Here is a 21216-nt window from a genome sequence, read left to right as displayed (position 1 = left end):
CGCGGCGAAGATGGAATGGAGGCTGCGTTGATGGAGGTTGTGTTTGTAGGAGCGTGCTTGCGCGCGATGAGGCGTTATCGGTGATGCCTCTTCGCGCGCAAGCGCGCTCCTACGGGTTATGCGTCAGCTGGTGTTGTCTGCACTTTGCGTTGCTCCAGCAGCATGCGCTCGTATTGCGCCAGATCGGTTTCAAGCTGCCATTGCAGCCGTGCCTTCTCGCTGCTCTGGCGGAATGCTTGGCACGCAGCATCATCGGTTTCGCGCTGCAATGCAGTGGCGCAGGCCTGCGCGGCTGTACCGTCGGCGCTCCACACGCTGGTGCCCGGCAGGAAGCTGTGAGTCAGCCCGTTGCGAGCGAGCTGTTTGAGCGTGGGGTAATCGATGCCTTGCTCCTGCATCGCGCGTTGATACTCGTGGGTCATGTCCGCGCGCGAGACGCCGGCATCGTCGGTGGACAGTACCACCGGCACACCGGCGCGCAGATACATCGCCAGCGGATGCGCGCCACCTTTGACGCCCAGAATCACATCGTTGCTGGTGAGGTTGATCTCCACCGCGATCTGGTCGCGGCGCATGCGTTGCAGCAACCCATCCACGTCGTCTTCGTAAGGCAGATCCACACCGTGACCGATGCGGCGTGCACCCACGTCCACTGCCTGGCGGATGTGCGAGCGCAGTTGCGCGGGCGGCACCAGACCCAATGTCAGCTCGCCGGCATGCAGGGACAGCGGCACGTTGGGATAGCGCGTTGCGAAGAAACGGAACATCGCCATGTGGCGCGCGTAATCGGCCAGCGCCACCGGGTTGTCTTCGGGCGCAACGATGTTCAACGCCACCGCGCGGCTGCCGCCGGCAGCGATCAGCGCGTGCGCAAGCGCCATCTGCCCGAACACCATCGGTTGCGGCAACACGCGCAACACGTAAGGCACGTAGCGATACGCGACCCGGCAGCCGGGACGCGCATCGGGCTGGTCGCACTGCAGCACGCGGCGCACCTGGGCATCGGTGTCGGCAAGGTCGCGTTGCGCAGCCTGCACCAGCGGCGGCAAGGCATCCTTCAGGGCGCGCAGATTGGCTGCGTCGTCATCGGCCTTCCATGGCAGAGCCTGCATCTGTTTTGCGGCCTGATCCATCTGCGGCGGGTTGGCGATGATTTCCACATAGGGCACGCGGTCGCGTGCGGCCTGCTCTAGCACCGCGGCCACGGTGTCGGCGACGCGCGCACGCACCACCGCGTCGAACTTGCCGAAGGTGCTGAAGAACTGATCGTGTCCGGTGGGTTGCGATGAGCTGGGCAGGAACTTGCGCATCGACAAGCTATCCACCACCCGGCCATACAGCGCGGCATTGCGCGTTGCCAGGTCGCGTGCAGGCTCCTGGCCTTTACCGCACGGCGGCGCGCGCAGGCTCAGGTCGTCCAGCTGCACGCAGGCGCCGTCGTCGCTGGCCCATTGCAGATAGTTCTCGGCATAGACCGAACCGGAGAGATGGTTATGCAGGTCGCCGCCCTTGGGCATGGCTTGCAGCCACGCGCGCAATTGCGCAGGTTGCGCGGCCGCGTCGTGAAACAGCTGCGCCACCTGCTGCTCGCGCTGTTGCACAGGCGCCTGCGCCGGGCGTGCGAGCGTCATGCCCGGTAACAAGGTGCACAAGCTGAGGATCAGACAGCGATAACGATGTGGCATGTGGTGAGCTCTGGGAATGAGACAGTACCGTCGTGGCGCTGCCGGTTGCGGTGCAGCTTGCCGCGCGACGCGGTGGGTGACCAGGGGGCAGGAGCTGAAATAGCTACGGCGATACGCTCACTCCAAGGCATAGCGCAGCACGAACAGGCCGGCAATCGCCCAGGTGGCCGGATGCACGGCGCGCCAGCGGCCGCTGCCCAGCTTGAGTGCCGCATAGGTGATGAAGCCGAAGGCCAGGCCGGTGGCGATGGAATAGGTGAGCGGCATGGCCAGCATGCAGATCGCGGCCGGTAGCGCGTCGCCGCCATCGTCCCACTGGATCTGCGTGCACTCGCGCAGCATCACCGATGCCAGGTAGATCAGCGCCGGTGCGGTGGCATACGCCGGCACCATCGCCGCCAATGGCGAGAACAGCAGCGCCAGCAGAAACAGCGCTGCCACCACCAGCGCGGTGAGCCCGGTACGCCCACCCACCTGTACACCGGCAGCGCTTTCCACGTAGGCGGTGGTGCTGGAAGTGCCAAGCAGCGAGCCGGCCAGGATGGCGGTGCTGTCGGCGAGCAGGGCGCGGTCGAACTGGCGACGGTGCGCCTGTGTGTGCAATAGGCCGGCGCGCTGGGCCACGCCCATCAAGGTGCCGGTGGCATCGAACATTTCCACCAGCACGAACACCAGCACCACGTGCAGGACGGCGGTCAGTGCGCCGCTGCCACCATGGCCTTGCAAGGCGCCGGCAATATCCAGCTGCAGCAGCGTCGGCGCCAGGCTCGGCGGCAGCGACAGCACGCCCTGGTAGTGCACCAGACCCAGCGCCAGCGCAGCGACGGTGACCGCCAGGATGCCCAGCAACATCGCCCCGCGCACGCGGCGCACTTCCAGTACGCCGATCAGCAGCAGCCCAGCCAACGCAAGCAATGGCTCGGGCCGATGCAAGTCGCCCAGGCTCACCAGCGTCTGCGGGTGCGCCACCACCAGCCCGGCTTTTTGCAAGCCGATCAACGCCAGGAACAGGCCGATGCCCGCTGCAATCGCACTGCGCAAGGTGGGTGGGATGCCATCCACCAGCCAGCGTCGCGCGCCGGTGACGCTGAGCAGCAGGAACACGCAGCCGGACACGAACACCAGCCCCAGCGTCTGCTGCCAGCTGTAACCCAGCGTGCCCACCACGGAGAAAGCGAAAAACGCATTCAAGCCCATGCCCGGTGCCATGCCGATGGGATAGTTGGCCAGCACGCCCATCAGCAGCGAGCCAAGCGCGGCGGCCAGACAGGTCGCCACGAACACCGCGCCGTGGTCCATGCCGGTGGTGGCCAGGATGTCGGGGTTGACGAAGACGATGTAGGCCATCGTCAGGAAGGTGGTGGCACCGGCCAGGACCTCGGTACGCACGCTGCTGCCATTGGCGGACAGCGCAAATCCGGGCCAGCGCATCAGCGTGCGCCCCGGCACGGGCGGGCGAAGGCGATCGCACAAACAACCATCGGCAGGCATCTCATCGGCACAGAGGGGCACGCGCGATTGCGGTGGACGCGCGCGGGCCGAATATCTTGCACTGTGCGACGGCGGTTGCCACGGACCTTGGGCACCGATTGCGCTGCAAGTGCAATGCGTGTTGCGCGGCGTAATGGCATGACCGCACGCTTTGTCTGTATCTGCGCCGGTGGCGCCTTGTGCGCCCATCGATCAAACCGTGAAGGAAGATGCGGAGGCTCACGTCCGTCCACAGGTGTCGTGCGACGTTGGCGGCCGCTTCGCGCTGCAGCGTGACCGGCGTCAGCCACCTGCGCGCCCGCCGTCGTCCTGTCTGCGCAGGCGCACGACATACGGAGCGCTCAAAGATCCAGCACCAGGCGTGGCGAACGGCTGCGCGAGCAACACAGCGTGATCTGGGTATTGGCGGCGTGCGCGCTGTCGCTGAGCACGCTGTCGCGGTGATCCGGCGTCCCGGCCAGCACGCCGGTGAGGCAGGCGCCGCACATGCCTTGCTCGCACGACAGCGGCACCTCGATGCCGGCATCGAGCAAGGCGCTGGCGATGCTGCAATCGGCCGGCACCTGCACCACGCGGCCACTGGCGGCCAGCTCCACTTCGAAAGCGCTATCGGCATCGTGCGCAAGGCCGGCATCGATGGCGGCGAAGTGTTCGCGATGCAGTTGCTCCGGCGCCCAGCCGTGCGTCCTGGCAAGCACCGTAAAGTGGTCCATGAACGCGGCAGGCCCGCACAGATACAGCTGATCGCGCGCACGCGCCTGGCTCAGTTCCTCGGGCACATGCACGCGCGGGCTTTCGCCGTCGTCGCTCAGATGCACGTGCACCTGCCCATGGGTGAAGCCTTGTTGCAGCCGCTGCCCGAACGCCACATCGGCATGCCGGCGCGCGTAGTAATGCAGCACGAAGGTCTCACCGCGCGCTTCCAGCGCCTCGGCCATCGACAGCAGCGGGGTGATGCCGATGCCGGCGGCCAGCAGCACGTGGCGCTCGCCCGGATGCAAGGGAAACAGATTGCGCGGTGTGGAGATACGCAGGCGGTCGCCGGTACTCAGCTGTTCGCACAGATGCCGCGAGCCGCCGCGCGACGCATCGGCCAACTTCACGCACAGCAGATAGTGATCACGCACATGCGGCGCACTGGCGATCGAGTATTGGCGGATCAAGCCGTCGGGCAGATGCAGATCCACATGCGCACCGGCTTCGAATGCCGGCAATTCCGCGCCCACCGGCTCCAGCCGGATCGCGCGTTGGCGATGGCCCTGGTCGAAGACGTCGGCGACGCGGACCTCGTGCAGTTGCATGGCGTGCTCCTCGGCCGTCAACGCAGAAAGAAGTCGCTATAGCCCTGGCTGCGCAGGCCACGGCGGTAGGCGATCGAACTGCGATCGGCCGGGATATGCACTTCCAGCAGCGGATCCAGCGGCAGGTATTCGGGGCGCTGCGCCTCCACCATGGCGCGGTCTTCCTCGAACACGCGCAGGTTGAAGGCGTGCACGTCTTCCACTGGCAGATGGGTGTCGAAGTTGCGCGCGATCGGCACCAGCAGGCGGGTCTTGTGCTTGGACACCGGGCTGGCGGCATTCATGATCACCAGCCGCTTGCCCGGCACCGGGAAGTGGATGGTGAGGGTGGCGGTGAACGGCAGATGCACCTCGAAATGGCGCAGCCACTGGAAGTCCGGCGCCACGTCCGGCAGCGGCATGTCCACCGAATAATTGGCCACCGAGCTCAGGTAATCGGCATTGAAGCCGGTGGGCGTTTCGGTGGTGGTGTAGGCCGGTACCTCGCGCTTGTCCGGCTGGGCGAAGGTCGCGGTGTGCACGAAGGCGAAATGCGCCACGTCGATGAAGCCTTCCAGCTGGCGTGCGGCGCTGCCGCCGATATCGAAAGCCGGGCAGACGATCTGTTGAAAGCCGTCCTCGTCCCAGCCGGGCATCGGCGGAATCTGCACCTCGGCCTCGCTCACCCCGGCCGGTTTGGACAGACACACCCAGATCAGCCCGTAGCGCTCGGCCACCGCGTAGGTATGCAGCCGCATCTTGGCGGGGATGTTCTGGTTGGGACTGGCGGGGATGTGATTGCAACGCCCGCCCGCGCCGAAGCGCAGCCCGTGGTAGGCGCAGACCACGCCGCCGCCATCGGCGGTGCCCATGCTCAGCGGCACGCCGCGGTGCGGGCAGACATCGCGCGCGGCCACCAGCTCGCTGCCCAGCCGGTACAGCACCAGGGGCTCGTCCAGCAGGGTGGCCTTGAACGGCGCCTCGCTCACTTCGCTGCTCAGCGCCACCGCGTGCCAGTGCTGGGCCAGGCGCCGCCAGTCGGCGGCCTCGAAGGTGCAGTGCAGCGGCAAGGCGGGGACGGCGACATCCATGGGTCCAGTCTCTGGCGTAGGGCGGGAGCGGTGCCGGATTGACTCTAGGAAGCCGGGGGTGTGTTATCAAACATCGATTTTCAGCCAAGCCATTGCAAAAAATGCAACGCCAACCGAGCCCCACCGCATGCTGACCTTTTCCCGCTTCACCCGTTACTTCATCGAAGTGGCCCGCTGCGGCAGCATCCGCAAGGCCTCCGACGTGCTGCACGTGTCGGCCTCGGCGATCGACCGGCAGATCCTCAAGGCCGAGGAAGAACTGGGCGCGCAGCTGTTCGAGCGCCTGCCCGGCCGGCTGCGCCTGACCGCCGCTGGCGAGCTGCTGCTGGTGGACGTGCGCGGCTGGGAGAAGGCCTACGCGCGCACGCTGGAGCGCTTCGACGAGCTCAAGGGGCTGCGCCGCGGGCATGTGGAGATCGCCATGATCGACGCGCTCAGCGAGGGCGTGGTGCCGGCGGCGGTCGCCGCGTTGGTGCAGGAGTACCCCGGCATCACCTTCAACCTCTCCACCGCGCGCAACCAGCGGGTGATGGAGATGGTGACCTCGGCCGATGTGGACATCGGCCTGCTGCTGGACCCGGTGAGCAGCGTGGACCTGGAGGTGCGCGCATTCGCCGACATCCCGCTGGGGATTGCGATGCCGGTGGGCCATCCGCTCAGCACGCGCACCGAGCTGCAGCTGAGCGAGACGCTGGAGCACCGGCTGCTGCTGCCGGCCGCCCCGCTGATCGTCGGCGAGCACGCCAAGGTGCTGTACCAACGCCAGCATATCGACGTGAAGCGGCTGACCCACTGCAACGATGTGCGCACCCTGCGTGGGCTGGTGCGCGCCGGCGCGGGTGTGGGTTTGATGTCGTGGCTGGATGCCGCCCCGGATGTGGCGGATGGGCGGCTGGCGTTCGTGCCGTTCCGCCGTCATTTGACCAAGCCGATGACGCTGGCACTGTGTGTGGCTCCGCAGCGGCAGCTTTCACGCTCGGCGCAACTGGCGATCCAGGCGCTGGCGGCGCGCATCGAGGCGATGGCGGTGCCGGTGGTTGGTTGAACCCCTCTCCCTCTTGGAAGAAGGGAGCAAAGCCCCTCTCCTGCGGGAGAGGGGTTGGGGTGAGGGTACGGCGGCGCAGCAGTCGGTGCAGCACTTCTGAAGGCGCGTGGCGAAGCGCATACAACCCCCACTCGTTACACTTGCCCAGCTCTTTCCACACGACACCCGCACCATGCAGTTGATCGATATCGGCGCCAATCTCACCCATGACTCTTTCGACCGCGATCGCGATGCGGTGCTGCAGCGCGCACGCGAGGCCGGTGTTACGCAACTGGTGATCACCGGCGCCAGCCGTGAGCACTCACCACTCGCCCTGCAACTGGCACAACAGCACCCGGGATTTCTCTACGCCACCGCCGGCGTGCACCCGCACCACGCGGTGGAATTCACCGCCGAATGCGAGGCCGAAATGCGCACGCTGCAGGCGCACCCGCAAGTGGTGGCGGTAGGCGAATGCGGGCTGGATTACTTCCGCGATTTCGCCCCGCGTCCGGCGCAGCACAAGGCCTTCGAACGGCAACTGCAGTTGGCTGCCGACAACGGCAAACCGTTGTTCCTGCATCAGCGCGATGCGCACGACGACTTCCTCTCGATCATGCGCAGCTTCGACGGCCGTCTGGGTCCGGCGGTGGTGCATTGTTTCACCGGCACGCGCGAAGAACTGTTCGCGTATCTGGATCGCGATTACTACATCGGCATCACCGGCTGGCTCTGCGACGAGCGCCGTGGTGCGCATCTGCGCGAGCTGGTGCGCTCGATCCCGGCCAACCGGTTGATGATCGAAACCGACGCGCCTTACCTGCTGCCGCGCACGCTCAAGCCGATGCCCAAGGACCGCCGCAACGAGCCTATGTTTCTGTCGCATATCGTGGAAGAACTCGCACGCGATCGTGGTGAGGACGTGGCGCTGACCGCGGCCAACAGCACGGCAGCAGCGCGTGCGTTTTTCCGTTTGCCCGCGCCTGCGGTCGTGGCGTGAAGCGAGCGGCGTGGGCGGTCACGCCGCCAGCAATTCCCACCCTTGCGCGTCGCGTAGCCGCAGCCATCGCGGGTGATCAGCTCCAGCACAGCGCCATCGGGGCCGGCGAAATACACCGACCGCGATTGCCACACCCTGGCCAGCGTAAAACGTTGGAGGCCCTCCGGGTCGGCAAGCAGCGTGCTGCGCGCAGCGATCCATTGCGCGGTGGCCTCCAAGCGCGAAGGGGCGACGTTGAAGGCCAGATGCCTACCGGGTGCTGCGCCTGCACGCAGTCCAGCGTGGTACAGCCGATGCGCAGTGTGTTGCCGTGTAGCGGTAGCTGCAGTGCATCGCGATAGAAACGCCGGGTCAGGTCGGGGTCCAGGCAGGGCAGCAGTAGATGGCGGAGATGCATGGCACTGAGTTCGATGGAAGAGGCGTGCATTGAAAAACCTCAATCCAAGTTGAGGTCAAGCGCCTATCCGGATAGGCATCAGCTTGCAATGTGCAGTATCCAGGCAATGCGCATTGGTTAGGAGAGTGCAGCAGCGCATCATGGCCGAAGAACGCGCAACAACGTGCAGGGCATTGAGATGCATGCTTCAGAGCTCATGCATCGTCGCTGGTCGATGTTGCCGTTTACGTGCATCCACCTTGTGCGCTGATTGGCTTGCGTCCGTAACGCTGCCTGATGACCGCTGGAGAAACTTCGCATACGCAAGCGGGTCTTCCATCGGCACGAGCGTGTTTGCACAAGTACTGCCTATGCTCCTCATACAAACTCGGAGACCTCAAATGGGAAATTGCATCATCGGAGTCTCTTCGGCACAGCCAGCTCTGGCGCCTGAATTGCAAGCACACCCTGCCGCCGAAGCATCCACCAGCAGCCACACCATGCACGCACAAACGCACCTGTCGCCACTGGGTCGGGCGCCTGCCAGATCTCCCTCGCGTACAAGCCAGGCAAGGGCCAGCGAGCCACTGCAACCGGAGCTCCGGCGCGCCACGCAGCTCTGTGAGCGCTGGAATTCCCTGATCCCTTCGCTGGAGACAAGGGGCGAGATGGATCTGAAAGATGCCTTGGTTGACAAACAGCTCGTGCTTGAAAACATCAAACAGGTGTTGGAAGACATGAGCAGTGCGAACGCCATTGCCGATGACAGAGATGTTGACGCGATAGGCAAACTGCTCTCCAACATTGAGGGTATCGTGGCGATGCTCGAGCGCATGCTCAAGAACCGGGACGTCAACGTGTTTACCAATATGCGCGCGCCGCCGCTTGCCCAGCTGAAAGGCCTCAAGGCTCCTGTGCTTCATCGGCCATGAGGCATGCTGTTTGCAGGAGTGAGTTGAGCGTGACAGCAGACGTGCTTCCCGACACAAACATTGGCCAGGTGACATACGCAGCTTTGGGGCACGCTCACAGCAACTCCGCCAACGTCCACAAGTGATGCACCAATGGCGCGGTCTCCAATGCGCCGGGCGAGACCGCCAACGCAAGCCTTGCCAGCGGCATTTGTCCTTCGATGTCCAGATAGCGCACGCCGGGCAGTTGCAGTTGCGCAGTGGAGGCGGGCACCACCGAGACGCCCAATTCGGCGGCGACCAGATTGACGATGGACGACATCTGCGGCGCGTCCTGGGTGATGCGCAAGGTCACGCCGGATGCGCGGCAGGCGGCGAGAATCTCGTCGTACAGGCTCGAACCGAAACTGCGCGGAAACAGGATGAACGGCTCGCCCGCCAGTGCCGCCAACGGCGCGCTGCTGCGTGCAGCGAGGCGATGCGCGGCGGGTACGGCGATCTTCATCGGCTCGTCGGCAAAGCGCAGCAGCTGCAGATCGGGCGGCGTGCTCAGGCCGTAACGCACAAACGCTGCGTCCAGGCGGCCATCTGCCAGTGCCACCAGCAATCCGGCGGTGTTGGTTTCTTCCAGCAGCAACTCGACCTGCGGCCATTGCCGGCGAAAGTCGCGGATCAGATGCGGCACCACCGGGTTGAACGCCGCCGAGGCGGTGAAGCCCAGCCGCAGCCGGCCGGATTCGCCACGCGCCACCCGGCGCGCCGTTTCGGCAGCGCGCTCCACATCGGCAAGCACGCGGCGCACCTCGACCAGGAATGCCTCGCCGGCGGGGGTCAGCTCGGCGCCGCTGTGAGTGCGCCGGAACAGCGGCGTGCCCAGATCGCGTTCCAGCGCCTGGATCTGCTGACTCAGCGGTGGCTGGCCGATACCGACCCGCGCTGCTGCCCGAGTGAAGTTGCCTTCTTCGGCAACGGCCAGGAAATAGCGGAAGTGACGAAGCTCCATGCTATCTGTTCTGCATATGGCAACTGCCAGCATCATATATTGGACAGGGGGTAGTGGCAGGCGAATACTCGTCGTCCCATGTCTCATCATCGCCCCCGTGTCCTGTTCTGATCGCCCTTCCGGCACCTCACCGGATACCGCCGCCAGCCGTGCAACCCAGGCGCCTGCCATCGACGCGCCCGCCAGCGGCCGCATCCGGTTGGCATTGTTTCTGGCCGGCTTTGCCACCTTCTCGCTGCTGTACAGCGTGCAGCCGGTGCTGCCCGAATTTGCGCGCGCCTTCGGCGTGGACGCGGCCACCGCCTCGCTGCCGTTGTCGCTGGCCACCGGTGCGCTGGCGCTGGCGATCTTCTGCGCCGGCGCGGTGTCGGAAAATCTCGGCCGGCGCGGGCTGATGTTCGTGTCGATCGCACTGGCCGCAGTGCTCAACCTGGTCGCTGCGTTCCTGCCGCATTGGGGCGCGCTGGTGCTGGTGCGTACCCTGTCCGGCATCGCGCTGGGCGGGGTGCCGGCGGTGGCGATGGTCTACCTGGGCGAAGAGCTGCCGGCCAACAAGATGGGTGCGGCCACCGGGTTGTATGTAGCCGGCAACGCCTTCGGCGGCATGAGCGGGCGCATTGTGATGAGCGTGCTGACCGATCACTACGACTGGCGCACCGCGCTGGCGGTGTTGAGCGTGTTCGACCTGCTGTGCGCGCTGGCGTTCTTCTGGCTGCTGCCGCCGTCGCGCAACTTCGTGCGCCGGCACGGTATCAACCTGCGCTTCCATCTGCGCGCCTGGGCCGGGCATCTGCGTGATCGCAATCTGCCGTTCCTGTTTGCGTTGCCGTTTTTGTTGATGGGCGTGTTCGTATGCCTCTACAACTACGCCGGCTTTCGGTTGGGCGGGCCGGAGTTCGGCTTGAGCCAGAGCCAGATCGGCATGATCTTCAGCGCCTATGTGTTCGGCATCGTCAGTTCGTCGGTGGCCGGTGCGGCGTCGGATCGTTTCGGTCGCGGCCCGGTGGTCACCACCGGCATCGTGTTGTGCGTGCTCGGCGTGGCATTGACCCTGGCGCATGTCCTGGCGCTGGTGGTGGCCGGCATCGTGTTGTTGACGATCGGCTTTTTCATCGCGCATTCGGCCGCTAGCGCCTGGGTGAGCCGGCTCGGCGGTGCGCATCGCAGTCATGCCGCGTCGCTGTATCTGCTGGCGTATTACGCAGGCTCCAGCGTGATCGGTGCGCTCGGTGGCTGGTTCTGGCAACACGGTGGCTGGGGCGCGTTGGTGGGCATGTGCCTGACGTTGCTGGCGCTCGCCTTTGCAGCGGCCTACGTGCTGCGCCAACGCGCCGACGACACGCGGCCTTACGGCCGGTTTGCACCGCACCCTGCGCGGGGCGAGTGATGCAGATCCACCAACGCATCTAAGCGCGACTGACAACACGACTGCACGGCGTTTGTCAGCCGCTCTAGGGCGCCGGCTTGCTGCGTTTGATCTGCGCTGCAGGCGATCGCGTGGTCGCTGTATCCGCCGCACCCTGCGCCAGGGTTTCCAGCAAACGCGCACGTCGCCGCTCCAGGTCGGCCAGCTGGCGCTCGATCAGCTGCAGGCGCGCGCGATGCGCCTGCGCGGTTTCCGGGCACATCTGCGCGCCTTCCACCAGGCGCATGCAATCGGGGAAGCCGAGAATGTCGTCCAGGCTGAAGCCGGTGGCGATCAACCGCTGGATCTGCCGCACCTGTGCAACGCAGGCGGCGGGAAACACCCGGTAGCCATTGGCGCTGCGCGAGGACGTCAGCAGGCCATGCGCGTCGTAGTGGCGAATCGAGCGCACGCTGGCGCCGGTCTGCAGCGCCAGTGCGCCAATGCTCAGCGATGGGTCGGACGATCTCGTCATGCGCCAAGCATACGTTGCACGCAACGCTTGACCCTCACATTGGTGTGAGGCTCCAGGATGGCGGCTCCCATTGTCCGGAACTCACTCCGATGTCTGTTCGCTTCCTCCCTGTCATCGGCATGCTGCCGATGCGCTACGCGCTGGCTTGCCTGCTGCTGTTCTCTTCAACGTTGGCTGCGGCGAGCCCGGCGGTCACCCCTGCTGCCCGCAGCTACACCGTGACCGCGCCCGATGGCGTCACCCTGGCCGTGCAGGAACATGGCGCCACCGATGGTCCGGCGATCGTGTTCGTGCACGGCCTGCTCGGTAGCCGCATCAATTGGGATGCGCAGCTGGCCGATGCACGCCTGCAAGGCTATCGCCTGATCACCTACGACCTGCGTGGGCATGGCTTGTCCGGCAAGCCGACTGCAGCGTCGGCCTATCGGGATGGCATGCGCTGGGCTGACGATCTTGCTGCCGTGTTAAAAGCCGCAAACGCGCGCGACGTCGTGCTGGTGGGCTGGTCGCTGGGCGGCGCGGTGATCACCAACTACCTCACGCGCCACGGCGATGCGGGGCTTGCGGGTGTGGTGTATGTCGATGGCGTGATCGAACTGCGTGCGGAACAGCTGGGCGCGCATCCGGCGATCTATCGCGATCTGGTCTCCGATGACTTGCGCACGCATCTGCAGGCGGTGCAGGACTTCCTGCGGCTGTGCTTTGCCACTCAACCGCCTGCACCGGTGTTCGACACCTTGCTGGCCAACGCATCGCTGGCCTCATGGGACATGCAGCATGCCGTGCAGGGCATGTCGATCGATGTCGCCGGCCTGCAGCGCACGCGCCTGCCGGTGCTGCTGATGTACGGTGCACGCGATGCGCTGGTGACCACCGAGCCGACGCTGGCGCGTGCGCGGCAATTGCAGCCGCGTGCGCAGACGCGCGTTTATCCCGATGCCGGGCATGCGCCATTTGTGGAAGACAGCGTGCACTTCAATCAGGATCTGCTGCGTTTTGTCGAACAGGCCGACGCGGCCCACTGACGCCGCGTGACGGCATGCCCGATCTGGATTGCCCGCTGCGCTGCCGACAGGCGCGCAGCGACCATTGGCCGACGCGCACCTCGGCACGCCGCTGGCGGCACATGCCGCCAATGGTGGTTACAAGGTGGGCGAGGTGCCTGCAGGCGCGGATCCGGTGGCCGGGTCGTACTGCGGATGGCTCGGGTCCATGCTGCGCGGCAGCGTGGATGTGCCCGGCTGCAGCGCGCTTTCGTGCCAGGCGCGCACCAGCAGATCGCGCAGCATCGCCGCGCCATCGCCGGCAGTGAGATAGACCATCGCGCGGCCGTCGTTGCGGGCGGCATCGTCGAAGGCGCCGGCTTTTTCCAGGCGATACACCTGCTCGACACGGCCGGTACCGGTGTCGAGAAAGCCCAGGATCTGTTCGAACACATCGCCCTGCTGATGCGCCAGGGCCGGCATGCGGCTCAGCAGGTCCTGCGGGGTCAGCGCAATCTTGTCGACGTAGTCGCTCTCGAACTTGCCGTGCACCTTCGGGTCGATGCTGTAGCCGTTCGGGTTTGGCCCTTGCCAGCCATCGTGATGGATGCTGTCGTGTTGCGGCTGCGCGCCATCGCCGATGTAGTGCGCAAACCAGCTGACGAAGAACGCGCAGGTGCGTTCGAGCTCGCGCGTGTCCTGGCCCTTGGCGCGCAGCGTGCGGATCTGACGCATGGTGGCGACGATGCGCTCGTAACCCTCGGTAGCCGCGTACGGCAGGGTACCGGCCCAGCGCACATTCATGCGCTGCGCCAGTTGCGGGTTGCGCTTGGCGATGCGGCGCTGCTCGTCGTAGAGCGCCAGCACGAAGGCGTAACGCGAACGCGGCGGGTGTTGCATGAAGGAAAATTGCTCGCGGAACCAGCCGTGGTTGGGGTCTTCTTCGATCTTGAGAAACGGCTCGCTTTCGCTGCGCCAGCCATCCGGCAGGGTGGCGCCGTCGGCAATCACCTGCGCGTACTGTTTGAGAAAGGCCGGGCCATCGTCGGGCAGGGCCTGCACCGCGGCGCTGTTGATGGCGGCATGCGCGCGGTGGCCCCAGGCGGCGGCATTGCCGGAACACGTGGCTGCTGCAAACAGCAGCGCATAGGCAAGACGGGAAGGCGTCATGAAAGTCCTTTGTGGCCTGCAGCGCGTATGCCACGCTGCAGGCGATGCATCGGGAGCGTGAGGCGCTGACATCGAGCGATGCGGCACTCAACGTCAGCGCGCTCAGAAGTGGTAAGTCACCACCAGCCGCGAATTGCGTTCGTAGATCGGCCGGCCGTAGATCGGCTCGCGCGTGCCCTGGCCGGAGATGGTGTCGGTGCGTGGGTTGCCTTCGGTGAGCGCAAACGTGTTGGTCAGATTGTCCACCGACAGCTGCACATCCCACGGCCCGCTGCGTACCAGGATATTGGCTGCCAATGTGTCGTAGGCGGCCAGCTCGGTGGTGTTTTCCAGATCGGCGTAGCGCTTGCCCACATAGGCGTAGCGCAACGAGGTTTCCCAATCGAACTTGCCGGTGGTGAAGAACACCGTTGGCCCCGCGTTGCCGTACACCTTTGGCTGGCGGTTGGGCATGTTGCCGTCCACATCGACCACGGCCACCGCGCCATTGGCCACCACTTCGGTCAGATCGGACACCTTGGTGTCGTTGTAGGTCAGATTCGCATCGAAACGCAGCCACTGCTCCGGCGTCCACACCGCAGCCAATTCGATACCCGGGTTGGTGACGCTGCCGCGGTAGTCCTTGGATTCGGCTGCGCCGGTCTGCGGGTTCACCGCACTGGTGCCGATGTTGTACGGGTCGTACTTGGTGTAGAAGGCGGTGGCGAACACGTCCAGCGTGTCGAAGTTGAGCTTGGTGCCGAGCTCGAACTGATCGGCGGTGGGGATGTTGACGTTGCCTTCGTTGGCGCCTTCGCTGGGCGCGCGGTGCGCACGCGAGGCGCGGCCGTAGATGCCGACCATCGGGTTGATGTCGTAGTTGAAACCCGCCGTCCAGTTGGTCACGCCCACGTCCAGCGCGGTATGCGCGCGGGCACCGGTGAACAGGCGTGCGGCATCGTCGGCCAGGGTGTCGGCCATGCCCAGGTTGCCGGTGCTGCGCAGCATGCTCCAGGCGCGATAGCGGTAGCGCTCGTAACGCACGCCGCCTTCCAGACGCAGCTTGTCGGTCACCTGCCAGGTGTCTGCGATGTAGGGCGCCAGCATGCTGGTGTAGGCCTTGCCCTGGGTGCGGTCTGCGCCGTAGATCACCACGCCGTCCTTGGTCACGCCACCGACCACGTTGCCGGCCGCGTCGTAGCCGAGCAGGTCGATCGTGCGCGGGTTCTGCCGCATCTCGAACAGATAGCTCTGGTAGCGCGAGTTGTAGGAGCGGGCGTAATAGGCGCCGTAGAGGCCCAACGTGATGTCATGGGTGTCGCCGCCCCAATCGAAGCTGCGATGCAGGCGCAGATCATCGGCAAACGAATCGGCACGCACGTTCATGGCGCGGTACTGGCCCTGGATCACCAGGCCGTCGGTGCTGGCCGGGTCGAAGCGGCTGCCATCGTCGGTGTAGACGTAGCCCAGTGAGCTCAGGCCGGGAAACGCAGCGCTGGCGGCGGCGCGGCGGCTGTTGGCATACGCGGCGGCGTCCTGCGGCGCATTGCTGGAATACAGCGCGTCGAAGGTCATGTCCAGGCGATTGACGATGGCCTTGTTGGACAGGCTCCAGCCATTGTCGAAGGCCAGGTCCAGGTTGGCGCCCAAATGGTTGAACTTCATGTGGCGGCCATCGGAGAGATCGCGCAACTCGCGCTGCGGCGCGCCGTTGGCATCGCTGGAAATAATCGTGGCGCGTTCGAGTTGCGCGGTGCTCAAGGTGCCGGTGAAGCGGTCGATCAATGGGTCCAGCGAGCGCGTGGTGTCGCGCGGGTCGTACAGCGGGATCGGCATGTAGAACGCGTTCTTGTCGTCCAGATGCTTGGCGGTGAAGGTGATCTTGCCGTTGTCCAGCGTGTGCGTGAGGTTCATGCGGAACTGTCCGCCCTCGTCGGCCGGAAAGCCCACATCGCGGTAGCCGTCGTTGCGCCGCACGAAACCGCCGGCAGCCAGATACCAATCCTGCGCCAGCTTGCCCGACCAATAACCATCGAGCCGATACAACCCGGTGTCGCCAACGGTGGTGCGCACCGCGCCTTCGGGCGTGTCGCCGCCCTGGCGGGTGACGAAATTGACGATGGCCGCGGCATTGGAGGCGAAGATCGGCGAGGGCCCGCCGCGCACGGTTTCCACCGATTCGACCATCAAATCCGGGCGCACCAGGCCTTCGGTCTTGTAGAAGTAGCCGTTGTTGTCCGGGTAGGGGCTGATGCCGTCTTCCTGGATCACCGCAAACGAGCCTTCGTCGGGAATGCCGCGGATGCGGTAGACGTTCTGCACTTCACCGCCGGTGGACTCGGCGTAGATGCCGGGCATCGAGCCGATCAGGCTGGCCAGGTTGAGCGGTGCCAGTTTGTCGATCTGTTCGGCGGTCAGCGCGGTGATCGCATACGAGGCGTCGAATTGATTCTGGGCCTGGCCGGCGCCGGTGACGATCATCCGGTCCAGCGAGAAGATGCCGTCCTCGCTCTTGCGTGTGGCAGGCGTGGAGGGCGCGCCGGTTTCCTGCGCGAATGCGGGTGTGGCCAGGGTCAGTGCGAGGATGACGACGAGCGGACGACGCGACACGGCACGACGCACTCCGGAGCGTGTCCGGATGTGGGTATAGGGCATGGCAAGGAGTGGGGCAGCGGGGGAGTTGCCCACTGTCGCGGCGACATGTTTCCGCAGCGTTGCGTGTGCACCGGATCACGCTAGCTTGGCGGACCCGCATGCCGATCTGTGACGTGGTGCCTTTTTTCAAGCGGTTTCAACCGTGCGCAGCAGGTTTCCGGCTGTGCGTCGTTCGGTGCGCATCACCAAGCCAGTCGTCCGCTCCAGTGTCATCGCGTCGGTGCCAAGCTCGGACATCGCAAGCTGCGCCACGCAGCTCTCTTGCCAGCAGCACGGTGAAGGCATCAGGCGCGGTCGGCACCGTCGCGCAGCGCAACAGGCGCGGAGCTGGACAGAAGACGCTTCCTTGGAATCACCAAGAAGGCCCCCCAGACTAGGTGTCATCCGACAGTGTGTACATTCGCATTCGTGAGCACCTCCTTGCCGCTGCAAAAAACGCGTAAATCCCCGCAGCAAGCGCGTTCGCGCGCCACCGTGGATGTCATCCGCCAGGCCAGCATTCAGGTTTTGGTGGCCGACGGACTGCAGGGTTGCACCACCACGCGGGTGGCCGAGCGCGCCGGTGTGTCGGTGGGCAGCGTGTACCAGTACTACCCGAACCGTCAGGCCATGTTGACCGCCTTGCTGGACTGGCATCTGCAGGCGGTGATCCATGCGGTGGAGCAGGCTTGCGCGCAACACCATGGGCACACGCTCGCGCAGCAATGCGAGGCGCTGGTGCATGCCTTCGTACAGGCCAAATTGCAGCACGTGGATGTCTCACGCGCCTTGTATGCGATCTCCGAACTGCATGGTGGCGCCGCATTGGGATCGCAGGCGCGCAAGCGCTCGCAGCACGCGTTTGCGGCTGCGCTCGCCACCGCCTCGGATGTGCGCTTCGACGACTGCGAGGCAGTAGCCGAGATCGGTATGGCCGCCATCACCGGGCCGCTGAGAAGCCTGCTGGAAGATGGTGCGCCAGCCGCGCGTGTTGCACCGCTACAGGCGCAACTGGTGCTGTTGCTGCACAGTTATCTCATTGCCACCGGAGTTGCACGATGACTGCGGCACTCGTTCAGGACAGCTACGTGCTGCAAGACTTCATCGAGCGCCATCGGCGCTTGTTCGTGCTCACGGGCGCCGGTTGCAGCACCGATTCGGGCATCCCCGATTACCGCGATCTGCAAGGCGGCTGGAAGCGTCCGCAACCGGTGACCTTCCAGGCCTTCATGGGTGAGCTGTCCACGCGGCAGCGGTATTGGGCGCGCAGTCTGGTCGGCTGGCCGCGCTTCGGCCTGGCGCAACCCAACGCCACCCATCACGCACTTGCCGCGCTGGAAGCGCGTGGCCAGCTGGAGCTGCTGCTGACGCAAAATGTGGATCGCCTGCATCAGGCCGCCGGCAGCCAGGCGGTGATCGATCTGCACGGCCGGCTGGATGTGGTGCGCTGCATGGGCTGCGAGCGGCGCATGCCACGCACCGAGTTTCAGGTGTTGCTCGAACAGGCCAACCCCGGTTGGGCCGAGCTGGAGGCCGCGCAGGCGCCCGATGGCGATGCCGATCTGGACGATGTGGCCTTCGACCGTTTTGTGGTGCCGCCGTGCCCGGTGTGCGGCGGCGTGCTCAAGCCGGATGTGGTGTTCTTCGGCGAGAACGTGCCGCGCGAGCGGGTGGAGCGCGCGTTTGCGCATCTGCAGGCGGCCGATGCGGTGCTGGTGGTGGGCTCGTCGCTGATGGTGTATTCGGGATTTCGTTTCGTGCAGACCGCCGCGCGCAATGGCTTGCCGATCGCCGCGCTCAACTTCGGGCGCACCCGTGCCGACGAACTGCTCAGTTTGAAGGTGGAGCAGTCGTGCGCGCAGGCGTTGGCGTTCCTGCATGCGCCGGTCGACCCGCCGCGTACGCGCGGCGTCAATGACGTCAGTGCGCGCTCGGCATGACGCAGTGATCCATCGCAGCGGTTGTGCGCACGCGCGCGGCGCAGTGCAATGGGCATCCCCGTGTCATGTGTGGATGTCCTCTTGAGCCAGCTGTTCTCCCCCATCCGCTTCGGTCCGCTTGCGCTTGCCAACCGGATCGTCATCGCCCCGATGTGCCAGTACTCCGCACAGGATGGCCGCGCCAGCGACTGGCACCGCATCCATCTGGGCACCTTGTCGCAATCCGGTGCCGGCCTGCTGATTCTGGAAGCGGCCGCAGTGCAGCCGCAGGGCCGCATCTCCTACGCCGACCTGGGCTTGTACGACGACGCCACCGAGCAGGCATTGGATGAGGTGCTGCAATCGGTACGGCGCTGGTCGCCGATACCGATCGGCATTCAATTGGCACATGCCGGGCGCAAGGCCTCCACCGATCTGCCGTGGAAAGGCGGCGAGGCGATCGCACCGGATCACGCGCATGGCTGGCAGACCGTGTCTGCGTCGGCCGTGTCGTTTCGCGAGGGTCAGCCGTTGCCGCAGGCGCTGGACGAGGCCGGCATCGATGCAGTGGTCGATGCATTTGTCGCCTCGGCACAGCGCGCCGAACGTCTGGGCCTGGAGTTGATCGAGCTGCATGCCGCGCATGGCTATCTGATGCATCAGTTCCTGTCGCCGTTGAGCAATCAGCGCAGCGATGCGTATGGCGGTTCGTTGGAGAACCGCATGCGGCTGACCTTGCGCATCTTCGATGCGGTGCGTGCGGCGGTGTCGGACAAGATCGCCATCGGCGTGCGGATTTCTGCCACCGATTGGGTGGAAGGCGGTTGGGATCTTGCGCAGAGCATCGCCTTGTCCAAAGCGCTGGATGCACGCGGTGCGCATTACATCCATGTCTCCAGCGGCGGGCTGGATCCGCGCCAGCAGATTCCGGTGCAGGCGGGCTATCAGATTCCGTTTGCGCAGCAGATCAAGGCGCAGGTCAGCACGCCGGTGATCGGCGTGGGCCTGATCACCGAGCCGGCGCAGGCCGAGGCGATTGTGCAAGACGGCCAGGCCGATGCCATCGCATTGGCACGCGGCATTCTGTACGACCCGCGCTGGCCGTGGCATGCGGCCGCTGCACTCGGTGCCTCGGTTACGCCCGCGCCGCAATATCTGCGCTGCGAGCCACGTGAGGCGCGCGGCGTGTTCGCCAGCTGATTTACGCTGGTGGTGGTAAAGAAGCAGAGCGGGCCGGTGTTTGATCGCCGCTCTTGACGCAAGATCGCATAAGGAAAACAGATGCCGATAGGATTTCTGGGCTTGGGCACGATGGGCCTGCCGATGGCACACAACCTGCTGCGCGGCGGGTTCGAGCTGAGTGTGTGGAATCGCTCGCCCGAGCGCGCGCAGTCGCTGCGGCAGGCCGGTGCAACGGTGGTGGACGCACCACGCGACGCCGCGCACGGCCCGCTGTTGTTCTCGATGCTGGCCGACGACAGCGCGGTGCGTGAAACCCTACTGGAACGCGGTGTGCTGGACGCGCTGCCGGCCGGCAGCGTGCACGTCAACATGGCCACCATCTCGGTGGCATTGGCGCACGAGTTGACCGCCCTGCATGCCGAACGTGGCGTGGCCTACGTGGCCGCACCGGTACTCGGCCGCGTCGATGTGGCCGAAGCCGGCAAGCTCAACATTCTGGCGGCCGGCGACGAGGCGGCATTGGCGCGCGTGCAGCCGATGTTCGATGTGCTTGGCCAACGCACCTGGGAGATCGGCCGCACCCCCGAGCAGGCCAATGCGGTCAAGCTGGCGGCCAACTTCTGCCTGGCCAGTGCGATCGGCGCCATGGCCGAAGCCAGCGCGCTGGCACGCGGCCACGGCGTGGAGGCCACCCAGTTCCTGGGCATGCTCACCAGCACCTTGTTCGCCGCGCCGGCGTATCAGGGCTACGGCCGCTTGATCATGCAGCGCGAGTATCTGCCGGCCGGCTTCACCGCCACGCTGGGCTGCAAGGATGTGGATCTGGCGATCCAGGCCGGCGCCGACAAGCAGGTGCCGATGCCGCTGGGCGAGTTGCTGCGCGCCGGCCTGGACGAGGCGATCGCCCATGGCGACGGCAACGCCGATTGGGCGGTACTGGCAGAGGTGTCGGCGCGCCGGGCAGGGCAGGTGGCCTGATCGCAGCGCCGGGGCGCAAGTGGGTTGCGCGCATCGCGCTTCGCTTGAAGGCGATGCGCGATGCATCTTGCTCACCCCAACATGCAGCAGACCTTCTAAAATGCCGGCTCGTTATAGCCGCCGCTCCAGGGAGGATGCGATGCGACACCTGCATATCACGCTCGGTTCGACCGAGCGCACACCGCGCGCACTTGCCTGCGCCGGTGCCACACGATGACCGCCGCACCGGTCGTCGACCAGGGCCCGGTAGGCCCGGACCATCCCGAGCATCCGGACCATTATCTGTTCGCGCAGATCCGCGAAGCGGTGGCGGTGCTCGATGCCGAGTTGAACAAACCCACCGACGAGGCCAGCGTGCGCATGGCCGCGCGTCTGTTGCCGCTGGCCAAACAGCACGGCTTCGATCAGGTGGACTACGTGGTGCTCAGCCGGCATGTGGGCGAAGTGGGCGAGAACGTGTTCCTGGTGCGTGGCGAGCTCTCCGACCCCGCGCATCTGCGCGCGCACATCACCACGCACGAAGCGATGGAAACCTCGGTGGAGGCATCGATGGCGCAACTGGACGAGATCAATCGGCGGCTGATGCTGCGTCTGCCGCCGCGCTGAGTCGGATGGAAAAGTTACGGGCGC

General features: G+C 65.7%; 19 protein-coding genes and 1 pseudogene. 10 read left to right on the top strand and 10 right to left on the bottom strand.

What is annotated here, in order from left to right; all coding sequences use genetic code 11:
• Positions 1-116: 116 nt before the first annotated feature.
• From NMB96_RS04045 to NMB96_RS04030, 4 genes are all read right to left on the bottom strand, one after another.
• Entirely contained in the window at positions 117-1685 is a 1569-nt protein-coding gene (locus NMB96_RS04045; protein ID WP_255086316.1) for an adenosine deaminase family protein, read from the bottom strand.
• A gap of 117 nt (positions 1686-1802) precedes the next feature.
• A complete protein-coding gene (locus NMB96_RS04040) occupies positions 1803-3116 on the bottom strand; it encodes an NCS2 family permease (protein WP_255086314.1) in 1314 nt (437 codons plus the stop codon).
• Between the two features lie 401 nt (positions 3117-3517).
• Entirely contained in the window at positions 3518-4477 is a 960-nt protein-coding gene (locus tag NMB96_RS04035; RefSeq protein WP_255086312.1) for a PDR/VanB family oxidoreductase, read from the bottom strand.
• A gap of 17 nt (positions 4478-4494) precedes the next feature.
• The gene (locus NMB96_RS04030) at positions 4495-5547 is read right to left on the bottom strand and encodes an aromatic ring-hydroxylating oxygenase subunit alpha (RefSeq protein WP_255086311.1); all 1053 of its coding nucleotides are present in this window, start codon (positions 5545-5547) and stop codon (positions 4495-4497) included.
• A gap of 127 nt (positions 5548-5674) precedes the next feature.
• Here NMB96_RS04030 and NMB96_RS04025 point away from each other — a divergent pair, with 127 nt between their 5' ends.
• Complete coding sequence (locus NMB96_RS04025; protein ID WP_043888849.1) at positions 5675-6592, top strand: LysR family transcriptional regulator; 918 nt, start codon at positions 5675-5677, stop codon at positions 6590-6592.
• 172 nt (positions 6593-6764) lie between these two features.
• On the top strand, positions 6765-7571 hold the full coding sequence (locus NMB96_RS04020) for a TatD family hydrolase (RefSeq protein WP_043888850.1): 807 nt from the start codon (positions 6765-6767) through the stop codon (positions 7569-7571).
• A gap of 65 nt (positions 7572-7636) precedes the next feature.
• On the opposite strand, the pseudogene NMB96_RS04015 reads toward NMB96_RS04020, so the two are convergent.
• Positions 7637-7968: pseudogene (locus tag NMB96_RS04015) on the bottom strand (VOC family protein); the annotation flags it as partial.
• Between the two features lie 647 nt (positions 7969-8615).
• Between NMB96_RS04015 and NMB96_RS04010 the strand changes: the two are divergent.
• Positions 8616-8879 carry a hypothetical protein gene (locus NMB96_RS04010; RefSeq protein WP_006452663.1) on the top strand — a complete coding sequence of 88 codons (264 nt, stop codon included), beginning with the start codon at positions 8616-8618 and terminating at the stop codon, positions 8877-8879.
• Between the two features lie 94 nt (positions 8880-8973).
• Here NMB96_RS04010 and NMB96_RS04005 read toward each other — a convergent pair whose 3' ends face one another.
• A complete protein-coding gene (locus tag NMB96_RS04005; protein ID WP_043888851.1) occupies positions 8974-9861 on the bottom strand; it encodes a LysR family transcriptional regulator in 888 nt (295 codons plus the stop codon).
• A gap of 97 nt (positions 9862-9958) precedes the next feature.
• Here NMB96_RS04005 and NMB96_RS04000 point away from each other — a divergent pair, with 97 nt between their 5' ends.
• Complete coding sequence (locus tag NMB96_RS04000) at positions 9959-11248, top strand: MFS transporter (RefSeq protein ID WP_255086307.1); 1290 nt, start codon at positions 9959-9961, stop codon at positions 11246-11248.
• Between the two features lie 64 nt (positions 11249-11312).
• Here NMB96_RS04000 and NMB96_RS03995 read toward each other — a convergent pair whose 3' ends face one another.
• A complete protein-coding gene (locus tag NMB96_RS03995) occupies positions 11313-11741 on the bottom strand; it encodes a MerR family transcriptional regulator (protein WP_255086305.1) in 429 nt (142 codons plus the stop codon).
• A gap of 89 nt (positions 11742-11830) precedes the next feature.
• Here NMB96_RS03995 and NMB96_RS03990 point away from each other — a divergent pair, with 89 nt between their 5' ends.
• Entirely contained in the window at positions 11831-12766 is a 936-nt protein-coding gene (locus tag NMB96_RS03990; RefSeq protein ID WP_255086303.1) for an alpha/beta fold hydrolase, read from the top strand.
• A gap of 117 nt (positions 12767-12883) precedes the next feature.
• On the opposite strand, the gene NMB96_RS03985 is transcribed toward NMB96_RS03990, so the two are convergent.
• From NMB96_RS03985 to NMB96_RS03975, 3 genes are all read right to left on the bottom strand, one after another.
• Complete coding sequence (locus NMB96_RS03985) at positions 12884-13894, bottom strand: nuclease (RefSeq protein ID WP_255086301.1); 1011 nt, start codon at positions 13892-13894, stop codon at positions 12884-12886.
• 102 nt (positions 13895-13996) lie between these two features.
• The gene (locus NMB96_RS03980; RefSeq protein WP_255086300.1) at positions 13997-16483 is read right to left on the bottom strand and encodes a TonB-dependent receptor; all 2487 of its coding nucleotides are present in this window, start codon (positions 16481-16483) and stop codon (positions 13997-13999) included.
• Between the two features lie 171 nt (positions 16484-16654).
• On the bottom strand, positions 16655-16780 hold the full coding sequence (locus tag NMB96_RS03975) for a hypothetical protein (protein ID WP_255086299.1): 126 nt from the start codon (positions 16778-16780) through the stop codon (positions 16655-16657).
• A gap of 168 nt (positions 16781-16948) precedes the next feature.
• Between NMB96_RS03975 and NMB96_RS03970 the strand changes: the two genes are divergently transcribed.
• The 5 genes from NMB96_RS03970 to NMB96_RS03950 all read left to right on the top strand — a co-directional run bounded on the left by NMB96_RS03970 (position 16949) and on the right by NMB96_RS03950 (position 21192).
• Positions 16949-17569: a TetR/AcrR family transcriptional regulator gene (locus NMB96_RS03970; protein WP_317061102.1), complete on the top strand. Its 621-nt coding sequence runs from the start codon at positions 16949-16951 to the stop codon at positions 17567-17569.
• Positions 17566-18447 (top strand): NAD-dependent protein deacetylase, encoded by an 882-nt coding sequence (locus NMB96_RS03965; RefSeq protein WP_255086297.1) that lies wholly within the window; start codon positions 17566-17568, stop codon positions 18445-18447. The genes NMB96_RS03970 and NMB96_RS03965 overlap by 4 nt, the downstream gene beginning before the upstream one ends.
• Before the next feature lie 60 nt (positions 18448-18507).
• The gene (locus NMB96_RS03960; protein WP_255086929.1) at positions 18508-19626 is read left to right on the top strand and encodes an NADH:flavin oxidoreductase/NADH oxidase; all 1119 of its coding nucleotides are present in this window, start codon (positions 18508-18510) and stop codon (positions 19624-19626) included.
• Positions 19627-19707: 81 nt separating this feature from the next.
• On the top strand, positions 19708-20586 hold the full coding sequence (locus NMB96_RS03955) for an NAD(P)-dependent oxidoreductase (RefSeq protein WP_255086296.1): 879 nt from the start codon (positions 19708-19710) through the stop codon (positions 20584-20586).
• A 213-nt stretch (positions 20587-20799) separates the two neighbouring features.
• Positions 20800-21192: an XVIPCD domain-containing protein gene (locus NMB96_RS03950; RefSeq protein WP_023902251.1), complete on the top strand. Its 393-nt coding sequence runs from the start codon at positions 20800-20802 to the stop codon at positions 21190-21192.
• Positions 21193-21216 lie beyond the last annotated feature (24 nt).

The sequence above is a fragment of the Xanthomonas hortorum genome, from assembly GCF_024339125.1.
Taxonomy (GTDB): domain Bacteria; phylum Pseudomonadota; class Gammaproteobacteria; order Xanthomonadales; family Xanthomonadaceae; genus Xanthomonas; species Xanthomonas hortorum.
The sequence above is the reverse complement of the archived record's forward strand: the minus strand, read 5'-3'. Positions and strand labels throughout refer to the sequence as shown.